We start from the raw sequence: 24,460 nt of genomic DNA, 5'->3' as shown, positions 1-24,460 counted from the left end.
TAGCATGAGGACAGTCGTATAAAGTATCAAAATAGTTTGAAAAAAGGCGACCAAATGAATGGTCGCCTTCTGATTTACTGAATGATTACCCCGCCATCGATGACGAATTCGGCGCCGGTGAAGTAACTCGATTCGTTTGAACCGAGAAACAAAACGAGGTGGGATACGTCTTGAGGTTTTCCGATTCGTTTCAGAGGAACCGTTTCAGCCATTTGCTGTACTACCTCTTCAACGCCAGGTTGCATGATCATTGGTGTCTCGATCAATCCTGGGTGAATGGAGTTGACGCGGATGCCGTCAGCCGCCACTTCAAGAGCAACGGCTTTTGTCATACCACGAACCGCAAATTTGGAAGCGACGTAGGCGGCTCCGCCCATCCCTAAAATTCCCGATATTGAAGAGATGTTGATAATGGAACCATGACCGGCTTTTCGCATCGAAGGAATGACCGTTTTCATTCCAAGAAAGACGCCAACTTGGTTAATGTCGATTACTTTCCGATATTCCGCTTCAGAGAGTTCATCGATTGTTGGGGTTACAGCAATTCCCGCATTGTTCACCAGAATAGTGATTGGTCCGAATGTTTCTTCAGTTGCTTTGACAATCGCTTCCCAGTCTTCTAGTTTGGTCACGTCATGCTTCATAAAAATCGCTTTTCCATGCAATTCTTTTTCCAATGCCTCGCCCTCGCTGCTCAAAATGTCGGTGAATACGACCAGTGCGCCTTCATCGACCAATGCCTTGACATGGGATGCCCCCATTCCTCGCGCGCCACCTGTTACCAAAGCGACTTGATCTTGTACACGTCCCATTGTTTTTCCTCCTCGGATCACACAAAAGAAGGCAAGCGTCTCTTTTCATTATAATATGTTTTATTACCTATTGTGAATGAACAAGGAGAGGAGAAACTTAAAATAAGATGGGAAAAAGAAGTGGCAAGATAAACGATGTGAAGATGGCCGTCAATCCCATCGCAGCACCACCAGTTGCACCAGACAACGGATGTTCCGTTGCCGCTTGAGCGGTCCCGATTCCATGACTGATTGTCCCGAGTGTGAGTCCACGAGTGAACGGGTCGTCCATACGGATCCATGTCAAGAGTACCGGTCCAAGCATCGCCCCTAAAATACCGCAGGCAACAGCAATCGAGGCGGCAAGTGTCGCATCTCCTTCTAGCTGTCGAGCCAACTCAAGGGCAATCGGAGACGTCGCTGATTTGACCGATAGCGCAATCAATACGTTTTCGGTAAACGAAAACAGTTTGCCGAAAAGTACAGCCACAAAAATCGTAGAGAGTGACCCGAGTACGATGGCACTCAGGGCCCGTTTTGCCCGGGCGAGTAGTACGGGTAAGTTGCGATAGAGTGGTAACCCGAGGGCGACCGTCGCCGGACCAAGTAAGATGGTGATGATGTCGGTGGCTGGTTTATACGTATCATAGGACTGTCCTATCACGAGTAACATGAGAATCAGAATCGCTGTACTTAAGAAGACGACATTGGTGAACGGAGATGCCCACTTTTTCGAAAGTTGACGACTGAGCGAATACACAAGAATCGTCAATCCGATCCAAACGTATGTCATGATGCCTCACCTTCTTTCCCGGAAACGAGCGCCGTCACAATCATCCCGACCACCATGCTGGCGAGTAACGTGATGAGGAGCGGGATGCCGGCAGCTTTTAACAACGTTCCGTATGCCATAAGGCCGACGGCGATCGGGATGAAGAAGAAGGCGAGGTGCTTCGTTAAATATCCGGCACTGTCCTCAATCCATTCCACGCGAATGACTTTTGTCAACAAGAGGATGAGCAAGAGCACCATGCCGATGACGCTGCCTGGTACTTTCCACGAGAACGTCTCAACGATCCAGTTTCCGAGCGTGCTCAACCCAAACAAGAGTGAGAGCCCGATAATCCATTTTAATAATTTCATATACATGACTTCCTTTCACGTCATTCAAAACGTATGAATCTTCTCAAATTCAACGAGAGAGGTCAAGAATAGGGTATGACAAAAAAGATAAGGGGTACATACGTTCGGGATGCTATACTACATCTATCATAAACAAGCGGGGTGTCGAGATGGAACTAAAAACGATTGAGCAATTTATTCAAGAGCATGGATTACAAAACAGGGAAGACATTTTACATGCGTTCACAAAGCGGGTCAATTTGACAATTTTGCCACGGACAACAAGGGAAGAAGTAGCGGTTGGCCATTCTAAGTTTGGCGGGTATCCTGACTTACCACACGCAGACTTGCATCCTGGAGAGAATATGACGTTTTTAGCTCAGTTTCGTTTAAGTGATTTGGCTGAGTTTGAATCCGTAGATGCACTCCCGAAAGAAGGTTTGTTGTCTTTCTTCTATGATTTAGAAGAACAACCTTGGGGAGATGTGGATGAACGTCATCTTTGGCGTGTTCTGTTTACTGAAGAATCGAAACTTGAGCGAGTGCGAGTTGGAGAAGCATTAAATGAACGTGCCGTTTCCTTTAAAGAAAGCTATGCAGAGAATGAATACAGTTTATATGAGCTGCTCGACGAAGAGATGTACGATCGGTTACTCGAACGATTCGAACAAGAAGAACTTCATGCAATCGGTGGACATCCGAGTGAAGTACAAGGTGATGTTTTTGAAGAGATACAAGAAACATATGGGGAACGATTCGATCATCCTTTCCTATTGTTTCAAATGGACACGTCTGAAGAGTTAGACGTCATGTTCGGGGATGCGGGTATTCTCTATTTTCTCATTCCGGAAGATGCTCTCCGTGCCAAACGGTTTGGAGAAACCGAAATCATTATGCAGTGTTATTGAACGCAAAAAGGGAGCCGACTCGAATGAGTCGACTCTCTTTTGATTACGCTTGTTTTTTCTTACGGAATCGTGCGAAGAACTCATAGACGATTGGTACGATGAGCAACGTGAGAAGTGTCGAACTTGTGAGTCCGCCAATCACGGTGACCCCGAGACCTTTCGAGATGAGTGCGCCACCCTCGAGACCGAGTGCGAGTGGTGCGAGTGCACCGATTGTCGCAAGTGCGGTCATCAAGATTGGGCGAAGGCGTGTGCCCGCTGCCTCAAGTAACGCTTCACGTGTTGATAAACCAGCTTCTTCTTTATGAATGACGCGGTCAATCAAAACGATGGCGTTCGTGACGACAATCCCGATCAACATGAGTGCCCCGATCAAGGCAGAAACCGAAATCGTTTCACCCGTGATGAGAAGGGCGACGAGTCCCCCGATAATCGCATACGGAAGTGAGAACAACACGACGAATGGCGTGAGTGCCCCACCGAATGTGATGACGAGAACCAAGTATACGATGGCAATCGCGGCGAGCATCGCAAGACCGAGCTGAGTGAACGATTCTTGAATCTGTTCCGTTACACCGCCGACATCATACGAGACGCCAGAAGGGAGCTCGATGTCCGATACGCGTTCTTCAATCGCAGCAGACGCTTCTGTCGCTTTATCTGTGCTGAGTTCAACACTTACTTGCGCAAGCAGTTTTCCGTCGCGCTCGACGAGTGTGTCCGGTGTTGTGCCTTCTTCGATTTCAATGAAGTCTGAAATCGGGCGTGGTCCGAACGGTGTCGTGATTTCTTGTGCTTGCAGGTCATCGACACTGTCATACGTCACTTGCTCGTTCGGGATGACGACGTCTAACTGTTTGTCATCCACTGTGACACTTGTAAGTGGACTTTCTGGTGCCTGGAACTGACTGATGACTTGCGCGATTTGACCTGCCGACACACCGGCTTCTGCAGCGGCCTGTTGGTCGACGTTGAACGTGTATTGTACATAGGACTCACGTAAGTCAGATGTCGCTTGACGGACATAATCCGTTTCCTCTTCAATCGTTTCGATGAAAGTCGGCACGATGGCTTCTAGATCTTCAAGGGAGTTGGCATAGACGTTGTATGTGACACCGCTCGTTGCGCCGCCACCTGAGAAGTCTTGTTCTTTCCATTCCCCGTTCGAAGCGAGTTCGTTCAACTTCTCGATATCAGCTAACTTCACATCCGCGAAGTCTTCCGTATCTGGATCATATTGAACGATGAAGATTCCTTGTTTGTTGTTTCCGGGGTTCAGCGGGTTCTCTCCACCGACCGTGAACTGAACATCGGTTGCGTTCGGTTGTTCTTCCATGAAGTATTCTTCTGCCACTTCTGCTGCGGCAATCGAATCTTCAAGTGTTTGACCAGGTTCTGGGTCGAACGTGACGAACAACGTCTTCTCCGAATCCTGATTCAAGAAGTTGACCCCAATCGCTGGGACAAGGGCAAAGCTACCAATCAATAGGGCAGTCGCGAGACCGAACACGACGAGTTTATGGTTCAGTGACCAGTTCAAGACGCCACGATACCATTCCCCGAGCTTGCCTGGACCTTCTTCTGGCTTCAACTTGTCGTGGTTTTTAAAGAACGAGTCGGCCATCATTGGTACGACCGTGATTGCCACGAGTAACGAAGCGAGTAAGGCGAAGACTACCGTCAATGCGAACGGCAAGAACAGTTCACCGACAAAACCAGTGACAAATCCAAGGGGCAAGAATACTGCAATCGTGACGATGGTCGACGAGGCGATCGGGATGAATACTTCTTTTGTTGCCGCGATAATCAACTCTTTACCGCGAAGTGGTTCGTTCGAACGCGTGAGTCGACGGTAAATGTTCTCGATGACGACGATAGAGTCATCGACGACGCGCCCAATCGCAACAGTCATCGCACCGAGCGTCATGATGTTCAACGTGATATCCAACTGCTTCAAGACGATGAGTGCCATGAGAAGCGACAACGGGATCGAGATGACGGCGATGATCGTCGATCGGAAGTTACGTAAGAACACTAAGATGATGAGGATAGCGAACAACCCACCAAGTAATGCTTTAGACAACATGGTTTCGACCGACTCTTCAATCGGTTGTCCTTGGTCGAGTGTGATCGATACATTCGCCGTATCGTTTTCAGCTTCGAAGTCATTCAATACTTCTTTGACGGCGTTGACGACATCGACCGTGTTCGCATCTTGTGTCTTCGTCACTTGTACGCCAATTGAACGTTCACCGTTCGAGCGAGAAATCGATTCTTCGATTCCTTTGTCCTCGATTGTCGCAAGTTCACTCAACGCGACAGTCGGAACCGTCGTCGGAACGTTCGGTGGTAATGCCGATGGTGTTTCCGTCGGGACCTCTGTTGGCACGTCTGGCGTTTGACCAGGTGGCAATTCAGTCGGGGCAGACGGTGTCGTCGGCGTTGATTGTGCTGGTGAGTAAGGGATTTGGATGTCGCGGAACGCTTCGAGCGTCTCCGACTTGCCGTCGATGACGACCGCTTGCTCCGTATCACCTAATTCATATAACCCGAGCGCAATTCGAGCGTCATTCGCTTGAATCAATTGTTTGACCGTATCTTCTGTCAAATTGTATTCTGCGAGCGTTTCTTGGTCGAATTGAAGTTCGACGCGGCGAATCTCTTGTCCGGCAATTTGGACGGTTTGCGCACCTTCCACTCCTTCAAGAGCAGGCTGCACTTCTTCCTCGACGAGTTTTGTCAATTCGGCCAAATCAAGACTCTCATCCGAGATGGCAGCCCCGATTACCGGGAAAGCGTCGAAACTGAGACGCGACACTTGTGGTTCTTGTGCCGACTCCGGCAATTCGACGTTGCTTAACGCATCTTTGACTTGTTGTTCCGCTTCATCCATATCGGTACTGAAATCATAATCGATTTGGATGTTCGAAGCGTTTTGGAATGACGAAGAACGAACTTGTTCCACACCATTTAAATTCTGAAGACGATCTTCTAACACGGTGCTGACTTCTTCGAGCACTTGCTCAGGGGATGCACCTGGATAAATGGTTGTGACCGAGACGGTCGGAGTCGTAATGTCCGGTAACGTCTCGAGCTTCATCGTCAGACCGGCGAAAAGACCGGCGGCCGTCAAGATGATCGTCATCAACCAAACCGCAAACTTGTTGTTGACGGAGAATGACGTGATTTTCTGCATGGGTTTTTAATCTCCTCTATTATTATGTTGTTTTATGACTCACGATCGATGTCGTGGGCTCGTTCAATCAAGCGTGCGATAATCGCTTGTTTGAGTTCGGCAGGGGGAACACCGACACCGAAGTGTTCGGACATCATCATACCTTCGAGTGCATAACGAATGATCATCGTTTCCACCGGATCAGCCGTTTGTTGGAACTGTGCGAAGAACGTATCCAAATCATGTTTCCAACGATTGGCGTACTCTTGGTCGACTTCGAACAACGTGAGAAATGCAATCATCTTCTCGACGTCGATTTGGATGGCAGCACGCTCAGGATGCAACTTCGTTTCATCAAATAGACGAACGAATGCCTCGACAGGTCCATGGCCTTCTTGTTGCAATGAAGCATATAACTCGTTTTGTTCTTGTTGTAACCGTTCGACCATTGCCGTCATCAACGCTTCTTTCGAAGGATAATGATAAAGCAGTCCACCTTTAGATACACCCGCAGTCTTTGCGACTTCATCTAGGGTAAGTTGGTGGACGCCCTGACTCATGATGATGTCGGTTGCCGCATCCAACAGCTTTTGCTTTGTAGCGTTCGATCGGTTTGACATATCTTCACCCCTTTCTGTACCGACCAGACGGTTTGTTTGATTTCACTATATCGTCCCCATTCTTTTGAAGTCAAGAAATGATGTCCTCAAAACTGTCACGAATTGCCCATGTAATGTGATAGCGATTGCAGAAAAGTCTTGACGTGAGAATGATTATCAGTGATGATAGGTACTGAGAGTAATTATCATTACCAGAGAGAAATAACCGAACGTGGGGGAATGACAGATGAACAAAAAATATGCAGCTTTAGGAATTTCAGCAGCGTTAACGACATCGCTCCTTGCCGCTTGTGCAAGCACAGATGAGACAACTTCAAATGAAGGCTCAGACGATTCGAACGTCGTCAATGTTTACTCGAGTCGCCACTACGATGTCGATCAACAATTATATAAACAGTTTGAAGAAGAAACAGGCATCAAGGTCAACGTGGTGGAAGGGAAGAGTGACGAACTTCTCGAGCGTTTGAACACAGAAGGGGAGAGCACAGAGGCTGACCTCTTCATCACTGCAGATGCTGGAAACTTGTATCAGGCGAAAGAAGCGGGACATCTTCAAGCGGTCGATAGCGATGAGCTTGAGTCAAACATTCCTGCAAAATATCGTGACACAGACAACGAGTGGTTCGGTTTGACGAAACGTGCGCGTGTCATCGTGTACTCAAAAGATCGCGTGAAACCAGAAGATTTGTCGACGTACGAAGCGTTGACGGAAGAACAGTGGAACGGCAAAGTGCTCGTGCGTCCATCGGAAAACATGTACAACATCTCACTCCTCGCATCGTTCATCGAAGTGAACGGTGTCGATGAAGCAAAAGAGTGGGCGAAGGGCTTAGTGAACAACATGGCACGCGACCCACAAGGGAACGACCGTGACCAAGCGAAAGCAGTCGTCGCTGGCGAAGGGGACGTGGCCATCATGAACACGTACTACATGGGGCTCATGTTGAATTCTGAAGACGAGGAAGAGAAGAAAGTCGCTGAACAACTCGGTGTCTTCTTCCCGAACCAAGATACAACAGGCACACACGTGAACATTTCGGGTATCGCGATGACGAAAGCATCGAAAAATACAGAAAACGCTCAAAAATTGATGGAGTTCATGTCAGAACCGTCAGCTCAAGAGAAGTTTGCGAGTGTGAACTATGAATATCCAGTCAACGAGTCGGTTGAACCGAATGAGCTTCTCCAGTCATGGGGTGAGTTCAAAGAGCAGGATATCAATCTCTCTGTACTCGGTGAAAACCAACAAGAGGCAATCCGTATCTTTAACGAAGTAGGTTGGAAGTAAGATGACTTCGGCTTGAACGAGAGTTCAGGCCGGAGATTTTTGCGTTCTTCACACCCTAAGCGCTACACGGGATGCACAGAAACTGATATGATGGGACAGGAATTGATAGTTTACAGAACGGGAGCGGTACGACATGAACTGGCACGCAGTAAAACGACAACTGAATGGATGGGCGATCCTCAGCTTTCTCGCGATTTTATTGATCGTCTTGCCGGGAATTGTCGTGCTCGTCGAATTGTTCGCCCCGGTCAATGACAATTGGCAACACATTCAAGAGTACCTGTTGCCCCGTTACGTGCGAAACACGCTGTTCATCATGGTGGCTACAGGAGTCTTGACGACCGTGATCGGAACGAGCCTCGCTTGGTTCGTGACCGTCTATGATTTCCCGTTCCGTCGTTTCTTTAAATGGGCACTCATCCTGCCGCTCGCGATTCCGCCTTATATCGGGGCGTATACGTATCACGGCATCTTGAACTATACGGGTGTGATCCAGACGACGTTACGAAACGAATTTGGAATCACCGTCGATCAGTCGTACTTCAACATCATGTCGATTCAAGGAACGGTATTTATCTTTACCTTGTTCCTCTATCCATACATTTATACGATCACACGAGCGTTCTTGCATAACCAATCATCCTCGATGATTGAGAACGCGCGAATTCTCGGTCGTGGCTCGTGGGACATTTTCTTCACGGTCGTCATACCGATTTCCCGAGTCGCCATCATCGGTGGTGTCAGTCTCGTGTTGATGGAAGTGCTCAACGACTATGGCGTCGTGAAATATTTCGGGATTCAGACGTTTAGTACCGCCATCTTCAGCACGTGGTTCGGGATGAAGGATACATCGTCGGCGCTGAAGCTTGCGGGCACTCTCATGATTCTCGTCATCGCAATCTTGACGATGGAACGGCTCATCCGGGGACGGAAGCAGTTCAGTTACGCTTCGACGAAAGTAAAGCCGCTCAAACCGAGACCGCTGCAAGGCTGGCATCGCTACGCGGTATTCGCATATGTCTCTATCGTCTTTGCGATTGCATTCGTCATCCCGTTCACACAGTTGGCGGCATGGACGTTTCTGACGTTCGATACGGTCTTCACGGAAGAATTTTGGCAACTTGTTTGGAATACGGTTCGGGTCGCCTTTACCGCGACCGTGATTATCCTACTGTTCGCACTCATCATCGCGAACTATACACGACTCTTCCCGTCGAACATGACACGCGTCATTTCGAAAGTGACGACACTCGGATATTCGATTCCGGGAGCAGCCATCGCGATTGCGGTCATCACGCTCTTCTTGTGGCTCGATGACAAAGTGCTCGAAACGGCACGGGCGCTCGACTTGAGTCAGACGTTCGTGTTCCGCACGACGCTCATCATGCTCATCTTTGCCTACGTCATCCGCTTCCTCGCCATCGGCTACAACTCGATCGAGAGCGGGTTTGAGAAAGTAGGGAAGTCGTTTACCGAAGCATCCCGTATGCTGGGGTGGAATACGGTCCAAACGTTCTTTCGCGTCGATATCCCGATGATCAAAGGCGCCATCATGAGCGCGTTTATCCTCGTCTTTATTGATATTATGAAAGAGTTGCCGTTGACGCTCTTTTTACAACCATTTAACTTTTCGACGCTTGCGACACAGGCGTTCAAATACGTGAGTGATGAGAAGATTCACGAAGCGGCACTCGCTTCCATCGTCATCGTCCTCATGAGTGGACTGTTGATTTTCGTTTTCCACAAGGTGCTTGATAAGGAGGCCGACTAATGTTTGTTCAAATCAATGATTTACATTTTAGCTATAAAGGTGCACATGAAGAGACAATCAAAGGGTTCTCGATTTCAATCACGAAAGGTGAAATCGTCTCGCTTCTTGGGGACAGCGGATCGGGGAAGAGTACGATTCTCCGTTTGATCGCAGGACTCGAGATGCCGAACCAGGGCGTCGTCGTCGTGAATGACTGTGTCTGTTGCGACGATTGTCAGTTCATGCCGCCAGAAGATCGTGGCGTGGGGATGGTCTTCCAAGACTATGCACTCTTCCCGCACATGACCGTTGAAAAGAACATTCGATTCGGTCTTCATAAACTGAACCGCAAGGAGCGGAATGCGCGTGTCGAAGAGATGCTCGCGCTCGTCAACTTGACGGAGTTCCGTCACCGTTATCCGTACGAACTTAGTGGGGGACAACAACAGCGTGTCGCGCTCGCGCGTGCGCTCGCACCGAAGCCGGCGCTCTTGATTCTAGACGAGCCGTTCAGTAATTTGGATACGTCACTTCAACACAGGATTCGCGACGATTTGCGTCGTCTCTTGAAGCAGACAGGTACGACAACGATTTTCGTAACGCACGATGAGGAAGATGCCGAGGCACTTGCCGACCGGATTGTCTACCTTGGAGAAGGCAAAATTAAAAAGCAGATCATGACGGAGAACAACAAGACGTTCAACCCGCAAATTCCTTGCTTCGTATAAACAACAAAAGACCCCTTACTCATTTCTAAAGCGAGTAAGGGGTCTTTTTGTCATTTTGTCATCTCGGAAGGTTTTGACTCATTTCCAAGTTGGTCAATCGCAGTCACGTAGTAGGATGCATTGTTCTCATTTGTGACCTCGATACTTTTTCGTGCATGGGAAGGGATACTTTCGATATGAGTCGCTTTTCCGTCGATGACTTCGTAGACTCGATATCCAATCACGCTCTCTTGACGAACGGCGTGCCATGTCAATAAGTTACCTTTCAATTCGACTGCCGTCGGTGTCTCGAGATCGACAGTTTCGTTCAGTTCGGTATCCACCAGCTCTGTATAGACGACGAATCGTTCATCATAGCCCCCGTCCCCGAACGTACCCGAACAGGTAATCAAATTTAAGTTCCGATTTGATGTGGCACCGAAAATCTCTTCAATTGGCGCGGTTTTCGTATCATATCGTTCTGTTTTCGTGACGCGGAACCGAAGGGTGTTACCCGCCTCATCTTGAATCAGAACGTCATCGCCTTTTGTCAGTTGATCGAGTTGATAAAAGATAGCCGGGCCGGTCTTGCTGTCGACGTGACCGGCAATCACAGCATTTCCTTTGCTACCCGGTGTGACACCGGGTTCGAACCACCCGACCTGGTTCTCATCTTCTGGTACACCCATCTGTCCATTATCGAGGACCCCGACTTGTTCGATGGCGGTGTCGACATCGATTTTAGGGATCTGGATTTGAACAGGGGTGACGGCCTTGGCGTTTTCTTCTTCCTCGGCTAAGCGTAGCTTTTTCACCTCTTCCTGTAGAAGTGAGAATTCAGCCGTTAAATCCGGGCTCTCCTCTATTTGTTTTTCTTCTACAGGTGGTGACGACGATTCTTGGGCGCTCGTCCACGTCCAGAAGCTAAAACAAAAGAGAGAGAGCGCCAGAAACAAAAGGCGCTTGTTCATGGGACTCCCTCCTTATTGATTATTGTTCAGATACTTTACGTTTGCGAAGCGTTACGAAGGCGAGTAAGATTCCGCCAAGTACAGCTAATCCAGCGTAGAGAGTGTTCATTGATTGTTCTTGTGCACCACCGAGACCTGTTTCAGGCATCTCTTCAGGCATCATTGTTTCTTCGAACTTGTCAGGCATTTGTGTCACGATCGCGTTACCGAGTGTTTCACCAACACCGAACATGAACGCATATCCTTCACGGAATGACATCCAAGCCGCTTCTGCATCGCCAGCGACATATTGATCGAATGTGTCGAGTACGAGCGCTTCGTGCTGTTTGATTGCTTCTTCACCGGCAGCTTGTGGTAAGTTACCTTCTGTTGCTGCATCGAGGAATGTGCTGAAGTCGACAGCGAATGTGTCGAGGCGCATACGCGCATCTTCAATCATCGCTTCGTCACCTTCGAGTGTAGCGGCAACGATGTCACCTTGTGCTGTGATGTGATCTGAGTTCCATACTTTCTCGAACTGTGCTGCACCTTCGTCACCATATACGGATGCGATGGCTGCTTTGAAGTCGAGTGTGTTCTGGTCTTCTGCCCATGTCACGTAGTCATAGTCCTCTGCTTGGTCGTACCCTTTTTGCATACCGATTGCAGCGAGGGCGAAGTGTTCACCTGCAAGACTGTTCAATGTTGAGCGGAGTTCAACAGCTGGTGTGTCTGCTCCAGTCGTAAATTTGTCAGGCATTTGTGTGACGATTGCACCCGAGAGAGCTTTACTGATGTTGAACATGTGCTTGTAGCCTTCACGGAACGTCATGTAAGCTTCTTCGTAATCTCCTTCGACGTAGTTATCGAATACAGAGAGGACTTGGTCTTCATGAAGTTCGAGTGCATCAGCTGCTGCGTCCTTCGGTAAGTTGCCTTCCGTCGCTGCATCGAGGAATGTTGAGAATTCTTCTACGAACTCATCGACTTCCGCTTCAGCTTCCATGCGTAGTTCCTGGTTGTCTGATTTTGCTGCTTCTACGAAATCAGCTGAGTAGTCGTTGTGACCACGGAAGATTTCTTCAAATTGTGCAGCGCCTTCTTCACCGTAGATGGAAGCGATGGCTGGTGTCATGTCGAGCGCGTTTTGATCGAGAGCTTGATCCGCGACCTCAGCATCTGCCGCCTCGTCATATCCTTTCATCATCGATGTGACGGCTAACACGTAATGCTCAGATAAAAGTTGATCGAGTGTGGCGCGAAGGTCACCTGCTGGTGTGCTTGCTGTCGGTGTGTGATCCGCTGCCTGTGCGTTGACTGGTACGAGTAGTCCTAAGGCTAGTGCCGGTGCTACGATTTTGTTTAACGTCTTCTTCTTCATGGGTAATCGCTCCTTTTCGTAAGTGAGTGTTGTCGTTATTTACACCCATCTAACGGAGCAGTTCAAAAAATGGATCACTCTTTTTTTATTTTTTTTCGTTTTTTTGTTGAAGAGTACGATAAACCCCTGGTGCGACGCCATATTTTCGTTTAAAAATTCTGTGGAAATATGGGTAACTTCGAAATCCAGACAGTTCTGCAATCGTTTCTAACGAATGTTTTGTATAGCGCATTTGCTCTTCGGCAAGCTGTAAGCGAATCGATTGTGCATATTCGATGATCGTCATCCCGGTCCCTTCTTTAAAGAGATGAACCGTCCGTGAAACGCTGAGTCCAACCGCTGCGGCGACGTCTGACACTTTGAAGTCACTCGTTACGTGCGCTTCGATAAAGCGCATCATACGAGAGACGACTGGAGGTCGCGCATGGGAATGCACATCTTGAATCGAACGATCGAGCATGAGCAGAAGTGCTTGAACGAGTGTTTCAATTAAAACGGCACTTTGTTCAGACGGTGGACGGCGCACTTCTTCCGTAATGTGTTGCCATAGTGAGAGTAGGCGAGAATCGATAGTGATGGCATATAGTCGCTCCCGTGGAGTCGCATGCCACCATGTATCGATTGAATGCCCGGTACAGAAGATATGATAGTCTCCGCTCGCGGGTGTATCGACATGCATTTCATAGAAGTCACCCGGACGAACAATCAATACGTCACCAGGTCGTGTGATCATCGTTTCCCCATTGACCACAATCCGAGCCGTTCCTGCCGTTTGTAAGCGAATCAGATACGTATCGAGTCGATTAGCAAATGGAAAAGTATAAGTCGTTGTATGGTATGAATAGCCACAAAAGCCGATTTCCATAATAATCTCCTCTTTTAATAGCAAGATTGTACATATCTTAATCATATCATGGATGGTCATGATTCCTTGGAGGCAGTACGATGAAAGCGTTGAAACGGAAAACGAACTTCAAGGAGGACATAACATGAAACAATGGTGGAAAGAAGCGGTCGTATATCAAATTTATCCACGTAGCTTCAATGACTCAAACGGAGATGGGATTGGCGACATCCAAGGAATCACGGAGAAGATGTCATATTTGGCAGAACTCGGGATCGACGTCATCTGGCTCTCACCGGTATACGATTCACCGAACGACGATAACGGATACGATATTCGTGATTACCGTGCCATCATGGACGAGTTTGGTACGATGGATGACTTTGATGCGATGCTTGAAGAAGCACACCGTCACGGGATTAAAATCATGATGGACCTCGTCGTCAACCATTCTTCTGACGAACACCAATGGTTCATGGAGTCGCGTTCTTCAAAAGACAGCCCATATCGTGACTATTACATTTGGAAAAAAGGGAAGGACGGTCAGCCACCGACGAACTGGGGGGCTTTCTTCGGAGGCAGTGCTTGGCAGTATGATGAGGCAAGCGATGAGTACTACCTCCATCTCTTCAGTAAGAAACAACCGGATTTGAACTGGGAAAGCGAGACGCTTCGTCGTGAAGTGTATGACCTCATGACATATTGGCTCGATAAAGGGGTCGACGGGTTCCGGATGGACGTCATCAATATGATCTCAAAAAATCCAAGCTATCCAGATGGTCAAACGCAAGGAACAGGGTTCGGTGACGGTACACCATTCTTCTTTAACGGACCACGCATCCATGAATTCATGCAGGAGATGAATCGGGAAGTCTTATCGAAATACGACACAATCACGGTAGGGGAGATGCCAGGGGTCAGTGTGGAGGAAGCCAAACTTTATACGGGTGAAGACCGCAACGAACTGAACATGGTCTTTCATTTTGAACATGTGGACGTCGGGAACGGAAGCTTCGGGAAGTGGAATCCGACAGACTGGAAGTTGACTGAGTTAAAGACAATCTTCTCGCGTTGGCAAGAAGGGCTCGAAGAGGAAGGATGGAACAGCCTGTACTGGAGTAACCATGACCAGCCCCGTGCCATCTCACGCTTTGGAAACGATTCGCCTGAATATCGCGTTCGTTCCGGGAAGATGCTCGCGACACTTCTTCATCTATTGAAAGGGACGCCTTATATTTATCAAGGAGAAGAGTTCGGCATGACGAACGTCGCGTTTGAATCAATCGATCAGTACCGAGATATTGAGACGTTGAACGCCTACCGTGACTACACATCCAAAGGGTTGTTAACGCACGACGAGATTTTCCGTGGCATCCATGAGCGAGGACGTGACAATTCACGTACACCGGTACAGTGGTCAGACGAAGCACATGGTGGATTTACGACAGGGACGCCATGGATCGAGGTCAACCCGAACTTTGTTGACATCAATGCGGAAGCGGCAAGGAAAGATCCGAATTCACTCTTCCATTACTACCGTCAGTTGATTGCGCTCCGTAAAGCGAACCCGCTCGTCGTCTACGGAAAGTATGAGCTGTTGTTACCGGAAGATGAGGCGGTCTATGCATTCACACGTTCATTTGAAGGTGAGACATGGCTCGTACTCTGTAACTTCTCCGACGAGACACAACAACGAGAGCTACCATATGACGTGAAAGAACGTGTCATCGGAAACATGGAACCGATAGAAGCGTTCACCCTTCGTCCTTATGAAGCACAAGTGTATAAACTGTGACGAAAAGCTCGCCAGACGGCGAGCTTTTTTAAGTGCATACGTATCTTCTCTCGATGATTCGGGAATAGTGTAAGTAACGTCTGACATGAAAAGAGGGAACGACATGGGTACTTTAATCGCGTACTCTTCCAGATATGGAACGAGTGAAAAAGTGGCGGCTTTACTCGCTGAACGTCTATCGGGTGACGTTCGTGTCCAAAATATCGTAGAAGAGCCGAACGTCACGTGGGAGATGGTAGATCACGTCATCGTCGGGAGCTCAATTCGAATGGGCACGATCCAAGACGAGATGAAGGAATGGTTGACGCTTCACGAAGCACACTTGCTTGAGCATCCCCTCGCTTTATATTTGTGTGCCGGGACACCGACAGAGTCGGAACGGATTCGCGAGCTAGAAGAAGCCTATCGTGACACGCTGCGCGAACATGCCTATTTCGTCGAGGTCGTCGGGAGCGGGTACGACTTTGAACGAATGGGCTTTTTAGACAAAGCAATCGTTCGCATGATGGCCAAACAAAAAGAGAGTTCACTTCAACTCGATGACGCCAAACTGAATCAACTCGTGGAAGAAGCTCAAACGTCTGAGCGCACCCGGTCTGAAAATCCTTGAGCGAGTAAATCATGCACATCAATCGGGCTTTTCGTGGAGATGAGTACATCTCCGCTTTTTTTCTGCCCTTCAATCTGATGAAGAGCAAGGTGTTCGAGGTGACGACCGATTTTTAGAGCGATAGGTGCAGATTCTTGGCATCGTAAGGCATCGATAGTCACTTCATCGGTGCGGTTATCTCCCCCAAATAGTTCGAGGTCGGCTCGGGCTGTGGTAAACCCGCGCACGGCGATTCGTTTCAGTTGAACGCGTCTCGATTTGTATTGGATCGCAAGTGCCGGATGTTGTTCGTAATCGTAGGTCGGGTCGCCGATTGCAGTCAAACCATGAATCAAGACGTCCTGATAGGCCGATACAACCAGGCTTCGTGGTGAGGATTTTGTATAGAGTGAACTGTGAACCGGCTCGACGGACACTAAGTTTGTGCCTGATAGGAAGCGGGCTGTCTCTGAGTTCGGATCGTCTGCTAAATGATGACCGATGTGACGGAAGTTAAATGAACGATTGTCATGCACCGAAAGATGGCCGAAGATATGAACGTCGTGTGCGGCAGATGAGGTCCCATGTGCTTTTACTTCGATGCCTCCAAAGCAGCCTTCCGTTCTATTGTGAACGAGTGTGACGTGCCGCGAACCGTCATCAATCTCAATCCCATTTGAGTTTGAGAACCCTAAGGCGTGTGTTCGACCGTGAGGATGATGACAATAGCAGTTGGTAATATAAATGGCATCACTATGGTGTGTGGTGATTCCGTCATCCCCATAATTCGTCGCCTCGAGATGATCGAGATGGATATATCGGCTCCCGTTTGCCGCGCGAAGCCCGTCCCCTAAGTAATGATAGTGCGGAGACGTGATGTCGAACGCATGGAGCCCAGCATTTTTGGCTATCACATGATGCACCCATCCATACGTCACATGGGCAAACGTCAAGGCGCTCGATGTCGTGTCACCGCTCGTCGTCCGTTTCACATCCCCTAAGCGCGCGACATTCCAATCGAGCGTCAGGTGGCATACCTCGATATGATGATTTCCTGCGAAAGGCGTGGCGTTTCGTAACAATCGTCGATGTCTCGGTGCACGATCGGACAGTTTGAGAATCGTGACGTCTTGTCCTGCGCCTTCGAGCACGCAGTTGGAAGGTAGACGAATACCCCGAACGATATAAACGCCTGCTGGGACAAAGACACGACGGTTCGAGCGGATGGCGAGTCGAAAGGCGAGGGTACAATCCGTTTTTTCATCTCCGACAGCACCATAGTCCGTCACATCAACACATTGTTTCGTCGTCTGCAGTAAATTCAAATATTCGGCATCGAGCCGACGCATCCAGACGGGACGAACGATGCCGTCGACTTGCTCGAGCGGAAAGGACGTGCGGACAGGGGTGATCCGTTCCGTCAATGGGATTCGACACGGGATAGATTGTTGTTGCTCAAAGTAAGAAGCTTCCCGTGTAGCACGGTGCCATTCAAGTGTTTGTTGGATGAGGTCTTCTTCCGACCAATCGGAATGAGAGGCAATCATCGATGCGATTGCGTGTGGGTCCTTAATGTTTTTCATTATAAATCCTCCTAGCATCATCTTCTCTAGCATGTACCCGTTTCACCTTGTTTTTTAGCAATCAGAAGTATTTACTAGACAGAAACATCTAGTCGTGTTATATTCAATATGTGCTTAATTAAGAATAGCTGGAATCATAATTCACAAGTGCTTGGGATTATTTTTCATTAGATAATCCAGAGGCTTGTATTTTTTTTGGTCAAGTTTTTTCTAGTAAGGCACTACTATAACGCATAGCGTTTATTTCAGGAGGGTTCATTCATGAACACAGGTAAAGTAAAATGGTTTAACTCAGAAAAAGGTTACGGCTTCATCGAAATGGAAGGCGGAGACGACGTATTCGTACACTTCTCAGCAATCCAAGGCGACGGCTTCAAAACACTTGAAGAAGGCCAAGAAGTAACTTTCGAAATCACTGACGGAGCTCGTGGACCACAAGCTTCTAACGTTGAAAAAATCTAATCTTCCTTTCTAAGGAATATGATACCTGCTCGCATCGGCGAGCAGGTTTTTTTGTGTTTAATCCCATAGTTTGAGGGAACAGTATACGAGCGACAAATCATGAAGGAGGAATTTGGAATGAGTGCAAAAGACACAGCGTTAAAAATTCTAGAGGGTAGCAATGTCGGGACGATGGCGACCGTGTATAAGGTGAAACCCCACAGTCGATATATGACATTTTTCCATGATGATTTCACACTCTACACAGCAACCTCTAACGATACAGATAAAGTAGAAGAACTAGAAAAGAATCCATATACGCATATTTTAATCGGCTACGATGGAGATGGTGTGGGCGACACTTACTTAGAAATCCTCGGTAAAGCGACCGTGTCGGATGATGAATCGATGAAAGAGAAAGTATGGAATGAGAAACTTGAAGGATGGTTCGATGGTCCGGACGATCCAAAGCTTGTGATCCTTAAAATCGAACCGGAATCGATGCGCGTGATGAACAAGAAAGGTCAACCACCACAAGAAGTGACACTATAATCTCTTCTAAGACACCTAAATCAGGTGTCTTTTTTTGTGGATGAATGTGAATAGAATATGGCGTACATATGGACGAATCATGAACAAAGGAAAATACATATGTGAAATAGTGAACATGAATGGTATATTGTGAATGTAATCACATTATACATTTATTTAACTTCTTGAAAGGGAGGAATTATGATGTTCACGAAATTTTGGCAAAATCATAACATCGCTACAGCGATCTTGACGGTGTTACGTGTATGGCTCGGTTATCATTGGTTAACGGCAGGTTGGGGTAAAATCACGGGAGGTTTTGGAACAGAAGGATTCTTAAACAATGCGGTGTCACTCGCTTCTGGAGAACATCCGGCCGTTGCTGGATGGTGGGCTGCATTCCTAGAAAACTTTGCGATTCCAAACGCCGGGCTATTCGATGTCCTGATTCCTTACGGTGAATTCTTGGTAGGCTTAGGATTATTGCTCGGTGCCCTCACACGTAGCGCAGCGTTCTTCGGACTCGTCATGAACATGGCGTTCTTACTATCAGGAACAGTCAGTACGAACCCAACGATGTTGATCGTATCTGTCTTGATTTTAGTTGCCGGTCATAACGCTGGAAAAATTGGGGTCGACGGGTTGTTCCTTCGCCGTTTTGTCGACACGAAAGTATTGCATCGTTCACCAAATCGTCAAATAGCCTCGTAACTTTTATGCGTTCTCTTGTGACAAACCTCTCACGTTTCGGCTACGATAGACATAGCCTACAGAAATAAAGGAGAACGCATATGACTACGACTCATTTTAAATGGCTTGGCTACACAGAAGGTGTATCCTTCTTGTTATTACTGTTCATCGCGATGCCGTTGAAATATATGGCTGGTATTCCACTCGCGGTCAGTATCGTTGGTGCAGCACATGGTTTCTTATTTGTTGCGTATGTGCTCGCGGCGATGTACATGGCATGGCGCTTGCGCTGGGGATTCAAAGTTTTGACGCTTGCTGTCATGGCATCGGTTATCCCATTCGGACCATTTTTATTAGAAAAACGGGTACTCCCGTCAACAGAGAAGACATCGAACTGATTCGTTCGATGTCTTTTTTTATGATACGCGATCCATTGACTGAGCTGCATCTCGTTCTGCTCGAATGTCATGACGTATTCGGTACGTGAGGACGAACGTGCAGATGAGTAGACCCACCATACAAGCGGTGTAGAGATGGGCAACAGAGACGAGATCACTCAATACCCCGAATAGGATAAATCCAATCGGCGTAATCCCCATCGCGAGTGATTCGAGCACACCGATGACGCGCCCTAAATAGTTCGGATCCGTATTCGTTTGGAGGAACAATTGAATCGGGATGTTGACACGTACGATCAAGAAACCACTCAATAAAGCGAAGACCGCGAAAAAGAAAATTGACGTGAGGACGTTGAAGTTAAAATATAATGGAATGGCGGGTCCGACGAACAGAACGCTAAGAATGGTCAACGCGGATCGCATCGTTGCTAAGCGATGTTTGATTTTGAATAACGGTAAGGCATGAAGTAAGGAAGCGACTAAAAAACCAATGGCGACCATGCTTTCAAGGAGTCCGAATTGAAACGGGGACACACCGACTTCCTGTAACGCTGCAATCGGGAACAACACTTCCGATGCGACGAAGAAGAAGTTCAAAAATGCGGCGAGGACAGCAACTGTCCACAAGACTCTTTGTTGTTTCAAGTAAGACAGACCAGACCGTACATCTTCCCAGGTCGATTGTTCGGTTGGCGCAATCTCTTTCTGATGAAATGCGAGTCGGGAAGCAAGCAAGGCGGCAATCATGAAGAATAGGGCTGAGCTGAATAAAAACGCTGGAATCGGTATGAGTTTAAACAGGGCCCCGGCAAGAAGCGGGGTGCCGATGCTTGAAATGGAGATGATACTTTGAATGAGAGAGTTGGCGCGTTGCAGTTCATCTTCCTCAAATAAAAGAGGAATCGAACTTGATAACGTGACCGATAAGAAAGTGGAAACGATCGCTAAGAAGAATGTGATGACGTAAAAAGCGGGTGCTTCAAACGTCCAAAGTAAGCTTCCAACACCTGCGAGTAAAAATAATCCTCCGTTCAAAGACTCCATCCTAATGATGACTCGCTTTCGGTCAAGTTTGTCTGCATAAGCGCCGGCGAATGGGGATAGAAGCACACGGGGTAATGTACCTGCGAGGAGAACGAAGGCGAATTGGAGCCCAGATCCGGTCGTCGTCAACACCGTGAGTCCCGCCACAAACGTAAATAAGTTGGATGCGAATAACGACATGAATTTACCGAGCAGTAAAATTGATAGATTTGAAGAGAGAAACTTCATAGAAACACTCCTTTGCAAATTAGTTAAATGTGATTTAACATTATCATAAAGGCAACGAAGTGAATTGTAAATATAAAGTTCAATATAATTTAACTTTTTGAGGTGACATATGATTGGTGAGCGCATTAAAGCATTGCGAAAACAGAAAAAAATGACTCAGACGCAGCTGGCGGAAGGGATTGTCACAAAATCGATGCTCAGTATGATTGAGAACGGAAAAGCAGAGGCATCGATGCGCAGTTTACGAGAACTTGCCAGTCGATTAGATGTCTCGATGCAACAGTTATTGACCGATCCAAAAGAGGTCGAACTACAGTCGCTGGTGGAGAAGCTAGAATTTGAGGAGATGCAACTCATTTCACTACCGGATCAAAAAATTCGGGAAATGCTCAAGCCTTACTTACAGGAAGAAATGAACTCCGTGTGGCAAGGAAAAGCATATATGCTGTACGGTGATACGTACTTTCAAGAGGGCGAGAATGAGAGAGTACTAGCTTACTATGACCGCGCGATTGAGATTTTTGAGAAGCTAGGTGAGTCCGAAGAATTGGCGATGGGACGAATTAGCCAGGCTTATTATTTATTGATGTGGAACCGCTACGAGGAATCGATTGAACGGATTGAAGCGATAGAACTACTTGATGCAAAATATATGAAAACAAAGACACGAACTGAATATGCCATGTTAATTGTATTTAAGAATCTTCTTTGTGATGAGGATTTAGAAGGGGCAATTCGACAGCTTGAAGACGTGCTCGAGTATATGACACGGACAAGAATCTACTACCGTGCGGACGACGTGTATCGCACCATTTCGATTTGCGCGCTCTATTTGAACGATGAGAAGAAAATTCATGAGTCGTTACAAAAGGCGAAGCAATATATTCAATTCACGGAAGATCGTTTGGCTGAAATCAAAGTGGCACTTTCTGAAGCGCTCTATGCGATGGAATATCGACATGTCAAACTATTAGGAAAGAACATCAAATTGATGGAATCTCTCACGACAGATGTCGAACCATTTATAGCAGCGATTTCGATGGCGAAAGGTGTGTACTACGCTTTTCGAGGGGAAACGGAAATGGGAAGAGAGTGTTTATTGGCATTATGGGAAAACAGAGATGAGTGGAAAACACATAGCTTAGTCGATATCGCGATTTACTACGAAGGTTTATTAAGGGGAACATTGAACGGATGTGGGGATGACTGGGTGCCAGTCATCGAAGAACAAGTAGCTGAATTCCCGCAAGGACTGTTTCGCAAACGTTTAGAGACATTGCTACAACAAATCAAGGGCTGACGAATCAGCCCTTGAACGTTTGAATCAATGTTCCTTTGCCATGCTCGACTTGTACAGAAGCGTGGGCCCCATTGACGAGTGTCATCTGAGGGGGTACGTGTCCGCAATCGATATCAAAAAAGATAGGAACTTCTAACATATGATGAAGCTCCTCATATACCATTTCGACCGTATAGTCTTGATGCACAGAGGGGGCGTCACTCCGTCCAAATAGAATGCCCGACGTCTGCTCAAACCAACCGGCCCACTTCATTTGAAGAAGGGTCCTTTTTAATGCTGGGACGTTCAGCTCAGCGTTCTCAAAATACCAAAGAATCGGTTCATCGTTCAGGTGATCGCGTTGGAACGTCTTGACGTCTCCATACGGTGTCCCGATTGTATGTAAGAGCACATCGAGACATCCACCGAGCAAGCGCCCCGTTGCGTTTTGACCACCGATCGCTTTCCATTCGGTCGTCTCCGTCAGATGAAACAGATGTGGCGTCGGATTATCATGCTGCCATTCGTTTTGGAACTTCTCGGACGAGCGTTGGATGACCGTTTCGTCGGTCCGCGTCGACAATACATCGAGCCAGCGTGAACTCGTCTCGTCCCACATATCGGCACGCAAGTCGACTAAGTTTGGACCGTGGGCGGAGGCGATTCCGGTTTTTAGCGTATACACAAAAAGTGATAGACTCGTATCCGAATAACCGAGCATCCATTTTGCGGACAAGGACTGCCACTCGATGTGATCGAGGATTTCCATTAAGAGTTCCCCACCCCAGGGCGGAACAATCAAGTCGACATTGTCATCTTGAAGTAGAGATGTCAGTTCATGTGCACGGACTCGAGCCGGAGCGGACTTCCCAAATCGTTGTTTCCACGCATTCGGAGTGAATTGCAATGTGAACCCTCGATTGGAAAACTTATGTTCCGCTTGATGCAATAGATGGTGCAGTTCTTCTGGTATACCTGACGAAGGGGCGGTGACACCAATTTGATGACCGGTTAACTGTGGATAACGAATCATGACAACCTCCTGTGGATAAGTGATATGTTCAGTAGAAAAAATGGGTTATCCACATGTGGACAACTAATTAGAGCGCATCCGTTCGGCATGACGCATTCCCCATTCGTTCATCGCTTCGAGAATCGGAATCAGTGTTTTCCCGTACTCACTTAAGCGATAATCGACACGAGGTGGAACTTCTGGATAGACGGTCCGGATGACGATATCCTGTTCTTCTAAGTCGCGGAGTTGTGCGGTCAATATCTTTTGGCTGATTTTTGGTAACGCGCGTTTCAACTCACTGAAACGCAATGTATCTCCATTGATCAACACGAGGAGGATGGAATGTTTCCATTTTCCTGTAATCAGTTCGAGTGCCGTATCGACTTCACAGCTTGTTATGTTAGTCACGTCGCTCTTCCTTTCCAATAGTATCGTTGAAGTAACTATACCACCTTTTTGTGCCTACTTCTGTAACATCGACCGAGCGGGTATAGTGAAGGGGAGGTGATAATATATGAAAATCGAAAAAATCGAACTCGGTCCGGTAACGCTTCGAGTCCGTGACATTGAACAGGTGACACGATTTTACGTAGACGTGATTGGGATGAGTATTTTAGAAGAGAGCGAAGAGCTCATTACACTCGGTACGAAGGAACGTCCGCTTGTCATCTTGCACAGTGTCCCGCAAGCGAAAACCAATCCACGGGCGGCAGGCTTGTTCCATTTAGCTATTCTGTTCCCGAACCGTGTAGAGTTAGGAAGCATGTTGGCACATCTCATTGAGCGACGCATCGAAGTGGGGCAAGGCGACCATCTCGTGAGTGAAGCCTTCTACTTGAGCGATCCAGAAGGAAACGGGATTGAATTGTATGCCGACCGCCCGAAGGACCAATGGACGTACGAGGCAAACGGCCATGTGAAAATGGCGACCGAGCCTGTCGACTATGAATCGATGCTTCAAGCGGCAGCCAATCGGTCGTTTACTGGTTTACCGATCGGAACGACGATGGGGCACGTGCATTTTAAAGTACGCTCAATCGAGGCGGCGAAACGTTTTTATCATGATCGGCTTGGCTTCTCCATTACGACGGATTCTTATCCAGGCGCACTTTTCCTAGCAGCTGATGGCTACCACCATCACATCGGAACGAACGTGTGGGCCCGTCCGAGCGATCCTGTGGGAATGGAGACCGGAATCGAAGCATGGACGCTTCTCGTCAATGAAGAGACGAACCAGGCGTTAGGCGGAACATCGTCTGAATGGTCGTTGACCGATGAAGACGGGATTACCGTGCATATTAAAAGAACGAACGCTTGAGCGTTCGTTCTTT

24 protein-coding genes are annotated in these 24,460 nt (G+C 47.7%); 12 read left to right on the top strand and 12 right to left on the bottom strand.

Annotation, left to right across the window (positions count from 1 at the left end; translation table 11 throughout):
- Window positions 1-74 precede the first annotated feature (74 nt).
- The 3 genes from KNO79_RS11400 to KNO79_RS11390 form a co-directional block, all read right to left on the bottom strand.
- Entirely contained in the window at window positions 75-812 is a 738-nt protein-coding gene (locus KNO79_RS11400) for a glucose 1-dehydrogenase (RefSeq protein ID WP_159563295.1), read from the bottom strand.
- A 97-nt stretch (window positions 813-909) separates the two neighbouring features.
- Complete coding sequence (locus KNO79_RS11395; protein WP_214691340.1) at window positions 910-1,584, bottom strand: LrgB family protein; 675 nt, start codon at window positions 1,582-1,584, stop codon at window positions 910-912.
- Window positions 1,581-1,934 carry a CidA/LrgA family protein gene (locus KNO79_RS11390; RefSeq protein WP_214691339.1) on the bottom strand — a complete coding sequence of 118 codons (354 nt, stop codon included), beginning with the start codon at window positions 1,932-1,934 and terminating at the stop codon, window positions 1,581-1,583. Before KNO79_RS11390 ends, KNO79_RS11395 begins: the two co-directional genes overlap by 4 nt.
- Window positions 1,935-2,083: 149 nt before the next feature.
- Between KNO79_RS11390 and KNO79_RS11385 the strand changes: the two genes are divergently transcribed.
- Window positions 2,084-2,821 (top strand): YwqG family protein, encoded by a 738-nt coding sequence (locus tag KNO79_RS11385; protein WP_214691338.1) that lies wholly within the window; start codon window positions 2,084-2,086, stop codon window positions 2,819-2,821.
- Between the two features lie 43 nt (window positions 2,822-2,864).
- Here the strand turns inward: KNO79_RS11385 and KNO79_RS11380 are convergent, their stop codons facing one another.
- Together KNO79_RS11380 and KNO79_RS11375 are read right to left on the bottom strand one after the other, a co-directional pair.
- The gene (locus tag KNO79_RS11380) at window positions 2,865-6,017 is read right to left on the bottom strand and encodes an efflux RND transporter permease subunit (protein WP_214691337.1); all 3,153 of its coding nucleotides are present in this window, start codon (window positions 6,015-6,017) and stop codon (window positions 2,865-2,867) included.
- 32 nt (window positions 6,018-6,049) lie between these two features.
- Window positions 6,050-6,616, bottom strand: a complete 567-nt coding sequence (locus tag KNO79_RS11375) for a TetR/AcrR family transcriptional regulator (protein WP_214691336.1) — start codon at window positions 6,614-6,616, stop codon at window positions 6,050-6,052.
- A gap of 226 nt (window positions 6,617-6,842) precedes the next feature.
- Between KNO79_RS11375 and KNO79_RS11370 the strand changes: the two genes are divergently transcribed.
- The 3 genes from KNO79_RS11370 to KNO79_RS11360 all read left to right on the top strand — a co-directional run bounded on the left by KNO79_RS11370 (window position 6,843) and on the right by KNO79_RS11360 (window position 10,382).
- Entirely contained in the window at window positions 6,843-7,904 is a 1,062-nt protein-coding gene (locus KNO79_RS11370) for a Fe(3+) ABC transporter substrate-binding protein (RefSeq protein ID WP_159563300.1), read from the top strand.
- A 133-nt stretch (window positions 7,905-8,037) separates the two neighbouring features.
- Window positions 8,038-9,675: an ABC transporter permease gene (locus KNO79_RS11365; protein ID WP_214691335.1), complete on the top strand. Its 1,638-nt coding sequence runs from the start codon at window positions 8,038-8,040 to the stop codon at window positions 9,673-9,675.
- Window positions 9,675-10,382: an ABC transporter ATP-binding protein gene (locus KNO79_RS11360; RefSeq protein WP_015880419.1), complete on the top strand. Its 708-nt coding sequence runs from the start codon at window positions 9,675-9,677 to the stop codon at window positions 10,380-10,382. Before KNO79_RS11365 ends, KNO79_RS11360 begins: the two co-directional genes overlap by 1 nt.
- Before the next feature lie 50 nt (window positions 10,383-10,432).
- On the opposite strand, the gene KNO79_RS11355 is transcribed toward KNO79_RS11360, so the two are convergent.
- The 3 genes from KNO79_RS11355 to KNO79_RS11345 form a co-directional block, all read right to left on the bottom strand.
- Window positions 10,433-11,332: a class F sortase gene (locus KNO79_RS11355; protein ID WP_159563303.1), complete on the bottom strand. Its 900-nt coding sequence runs from the start codon at window positions 11,330-11,332 to the stop codon at window positions 10,433-10,435.
- A 19-nt stretch (window positions 11,333-11,351) separates the two neighbouring features.
- Complete coding sequence (locus tag KNO79_RS11350; protein WP_074035026.1) at window positions 11,352-12,692, bottom strand: copper amine oxidase; 1,341 nt, start codon at window positions 12,690-12,692, stop codon at window positions 11,352-11,354.
- Window positions 12,693-12,777: 85 nt separating this feature from the next.
- Window positions 12,778-13,557, bottom strand: coding sequence for an AraC family transcriptional regulator (locus KNO79_RS11345; RefSeq protein WP_214691334.1), 780 nt, complete (start codon window positions 13,555-13,557; stop codon window positions 12,778-12,780).
- A gap of 124 nt (window positions 13,558-13,681) precedes the next feature.
- Between KNO79_RS11345 and KNO79_RS11340 the strand changes: the two genes are divergently transcribed.
- Together KNO79_RS11340 and KNO79_RS11335 are read left to right on the top strand one after the other, a co-directional pair.
- Entirely contained in the window at window positions 13,682-15,331 is a 1,650-nt protein-coding gene (locus KNO79_RS11340; protein ID WP_159563305.1) for a glycoside hydrolase family 13 protein, read from the top strand.
- A 103-nt stretch (window positions 15,332-15,434) separates the two neighbouring features.
- On the top strand, window positions 15,435-15,941 hold the full coding sequence (locus KNO79_RS11335; protein ID WP_214691333.1) for a flavodoxin domain-containing protein: 507 nt from the start codon (window positions 15,435-15,437) through the stop codon (window positions 15,939-15,941).
- Here KNO79_RS11335 and KNO79_RS11330 read toward each other — a convergent pair.
- The gene (locus KNO79_RS11330; RefSeq protein ID WP_214691332.1) at window positions 15,905-17,503 is read right to left on the bottom strand and encodes a glycoside hydrolase family 55 protein; all 1,599 of its coding nucleotides are present in this window, start codon (window positions 17,501-17,503) and stop codon (window positions 15,905-15,907) included. The genes KNO79_RS11335 and KNO79_RS11330 overlap by 37 nt on opposite strands.
- A gap of 261 nt (window positions 17,504-17,764) precedes the next feature.
- Here KNO79_RS11330 and KNO79_RS11325 point away from each other — a divergent pair, with 261 nt between their 5' ends.
- The 4 genes from KNO79_RS11325 to KNO79_RS11310 all read left to right on the top strand — a co-directional run bounded on the left by KNO79_RS11325 (window position 17,765) and on the right by KNO79_RS11310 (window position 19,563).
- Window positions 17,765-17,965, top strand: coding sequence for a cold-shock protein (locus tag KNO79_RS11325; RefSeq protein ID WP_015880427.1), 201 nt, complete (start codon window positions 17,765-17,767; stop codon window positions 17,963-17,965).
- 117 nt (window positions 17,966-18,082) lie between these two features.
- Complete coding sequence (locus tag KNO79_RS11320; RefSeq protein ID WP_143180203.1) at window positions 18,083-18,496, top strand: pyridoxamine 5'-phosphate oxidase family protein; 414 nt, start codon at window positions 18,083-18,085, stop codon at window positions 18,494-18,496.
- A gap of 183 nt (window positions 18,497-18,679) precedes the next feature.
- Window positions 18,680-19,186, top strand: coding sequence for a DoxX family membrane protein (locus KNO79_RS11315; protein ID WP_074035013.1), 507 nt, complete (start codon window positions 18,680-18,682; stop codon window positions 19,184-19,186).
- Between the two features lie 80 nt (window positions 19,187-19,266).
- A complete protein-coding gene (locus KNO79_RS11310) occupies window positions 19,267-19,563 on the top strand; it encodes a DUF3817 domain-containing protein (protein WP_159563308.1) in 297 nt (98 codons plus the stop codon).
- 18 nt (window positions 19,564-19,581) lie between these two features.
- On the opposite strand, the gene KNO79_RS11305 is transcribed toward KNO79_RS11310, so the two are convergent.
- A complete protein-coding gene (locus KNO79_RS11305) occupies window positions 19,582-20,835 on the bottom strand; it encodes an MFS transporter (RefSeq protein WP_214691331.1) in 1,254 nt (417 codons plus the stop codon).
- A gap of 109 nt (window positions 20,836-20,944) precedes the next feature.
- Here KNO79_RS11305 and KNO79_RS11300 point away from each other — a divergent pair, with 109 nt between their 5' ends.
- The gene (locus KNO79_RS11300) at window positions 20,945-22,135 is read left to right on the top strand and encodes a helix-turn-helix domain-containing protein (RefSeq protein WP_214691330.1); all 1,191 of its coding nucleotides are present in this window, start codon (window positions 20,945-20,947) and stop codon (window positions 22,133-22,135) included.
- A gap of 4 nt (window positions 22,136-22,139) precedes the next feature.
- On the opposite strand, the gene KNO79_RS11295 is transcribed toward KNO79_RS11300, so the two are convergent.
- Both KNO79_RS11295 and KNO79_RS11290 read right to left on the bottom strand, forming a co-directional pair.
- Complete coding sequence (locus tag KNO79_RS11295; protein ID WP_214691329.1) at window positions 22,140-23,147, bottom strand: S66 family peptidase; 1,008 nt, start codon at window positions 23,145-23,147, stop codon at window positions 22,140-22,142.
- A 63-nt stretch (window positions 23,148-23,210) separates the two neighbouring features.
- A complete protein-coding gene (locus KNO79_RS11290) occupies window positions 23,211-23,537 on the bottom strand; it encodes a winged helix-turn-helix transcriptional regulator (RefSeq protein ID WP_015880434.1) in 327 nt (108 codons plus the stop codon).
- A gap of 106 nt (window positions 23,538-23,643) precedes the next feature.
- On the opposite strand from KNO79_RS11290, the gene KNO79_RS11285 reads away from it, so the two are divergent.
- Complete coding sequence (locus tag KNO79_RS11285; RefSeq protein ID WP_159563312.1) at window positions 23,644-24,447, top strand: VOC family protein; 804 nt, start codon at window positions 23,644-23,646, stop codon at window positions 24,445-24,447.
- Window positions 24,448-24,460: the final 13 nt, after the last annotated feature.

Origin of the sequence: Exiguobacterium sp. s43 (assembly GCF_018617255.1) — a bacterium.
GTDB lineage: Bacteria > Bacillota > Bacilli > Exiguobacteriales > Exiguobacteriaceae > Exiguobacterium > Exiguobacterium profundum.
This window is presented reverse-complemented; position numbering and strand designations above follow the sequence as displayed.

What these genes read in the sequence shown, in the direction of transcription:
- KNO79_RS11400 (WP_159563295.1), bottom strand. Translation starts at nt 812, where the DNA reads ATGGGACGTGTACAAGATCAAGTCGCTTTGGTAACAGGTGGCGCGCGA.
- KNO79_RS11395 (WP_214691340.1), bottom strand. Translation starts at nt 1,584, where the DNA reads ATGACATACGTTTGGATCGGATTGACGATTCTTGTGTATTCGCTCAGT.
- KNO79_RS11390 (WP_214691339.1), bottom strand. Translation starts at nt 1,934, where the DNA reads ATGAAATTATTAAAATGGATTATCGGGCTCTCACTCTTGTTTGGGTTG.
- KNO79_RS11385 (WP_214691338.1), top strand. Translation starts at nt 2,084, where the DNA reads ATGGAACTAAAAACGATTGAGCAATTTATTCAAGAGCATGGATTACAA.
- KNO79_RS11380 (WP_214691337.1), bottom strand. Translation starts at nt 6,017, where the DNA reads ATGCAGAAAATCACGTCATTCTCCGTCAACAACAAGTTTGCGGTTTGG.
- KNO79_RS11375 (WP_214691336.1), bottom strand. Translation starts at nt 6,616, where the DNA reads ATGTCAAACCGATCGAACGCTACAAAGCAAAAGCTGTTGGATGCGGCA.
- KNO79_RS11370 (WP_159563300.1), top strand. Translation starts at nt 6,843, where the DNA reads ATGAACAAAAAATATGCAGCTTTAGGAATTTCAGCAGCGTTAACGACA.
- KNO79_RS11365 (WP_214691335.1), top strand. Translation starts at nt 8,038, where the DNA reads ATGAACTGGCACGCAGTAAAACGACAACTGAATGGATGGGCGATCCTC.
- KNO79_RS11360 (WP_015880419.1), top strand. Translation starts at nt 9,675, where the DNA reads ATGTTTGTTCAAATCAATGATTTACATTTTAGCTATAAAGGTGCACAT.
- KNO79_RS11355 (WP_159563303.1), bottom strand. Translation starts at nt 11,332, where the DNA reads ATGAACAAGCGCCTTTTGTTTCTGGCGCTCTCTCTCTTTTGTTTTAGC.
- KNO79_RS11350 (WP_074035026.1), bottom strand. Translation starts at nt 12,692, where the DNA reads ATGAAGAAGAAGACGTTAAACAAAATCGTAGCACCGGCACTAGCCTTA.
- KNO79_RS11345 (WP_214691334.1), bottom strand. Translation starts at nt 13,557, where the DNA reads ATGGAAATCGGCTTTTGTGGCTATTCATACCATACAACGACTTATACT.
- KNO79_RS11340 (WP_159563305.1), top strand. Translation starts at nt 13,682, where the DNA reads ATGAAACAATGGTGGAAAGAAGCGGTCGTATATCAAATTTATCCACGT.
- KNO79_RS11335 (WP_214691333.1), top strand. Translation starts at nt 15,435, where the DNA reads ATGGGTACTTTAATCGCGTACTCTTCCAGATATGGAACGAGTGAAAAA.
- KNO79_RS11330 (WP_214691332.1), bottom strand. Translation starts at nt 17,503, where the DNA reads ATGAAAAACATTAAGGACCCACACGCAATCGCATCGATGATTGCCTCT.
- KNO79_RS11325 (WP_015880427.1), top strand. Translation starts at nt 17,765, where the DNA reads ATGAACACAGGTAAAGTAAAATGGTTTAACTCAGAAAAAGGTTACGGC.
- KNO79_RS11320 (WP_143180203.1), top strand. Translation starts at nt 18,083, where the DNA reads ATGAGTGCAAAAGACACAGCGTTAAAAATTCTAGAGGGTAGCAATGTC.
- KNO79_RS11315 (WP_074035013.1), top strand. Translation starts at nt 18,680, where the DNA reads ATGTTCACGAAATTTTGGCAAAATCATAACATCGCTACAGCGATCTTG.
- KNO79_RS11310 (WP_159563308.1), top strand. Translation starts at nt 19,267, where the DNA reads ATGACTACGACTCATTTTAAATGGCTTGGCTACACAGAAGGTGTATCC.
- KNO79_RS11305 (WP_214691331.1), bottom strand. Translation starts at nt 20,835, where the DNA reads ATGAAGTTTCTCTCTTCAAATCTATCAATTTTACTGCTCGGTAAATTC.
- KNO79_RS11300 (WP_214691330.1), top strand. Translation starts at nt 20,945, where the DNA reads ATGATTGGTGAGCGCATTAAAGCATTGCGAAAACAGAAAAAAATGACT.
- KNO79_RS11295 (WP_214691329.1), bottom strand. Translation starts at nt 23,147, where the DNA reads ATGATTCGTTATCCACAGTTAACCGGTCATCAAATTGGTGTCACCGCC.
- KNO79_RS11285 (WP_159563312.1), top strand. Translation starts at nt 23,644, where the DNA reads ATGAAAATCGAAAAAATCGAACTCGGTCCGGTAACGCTTCGAGTCCGT.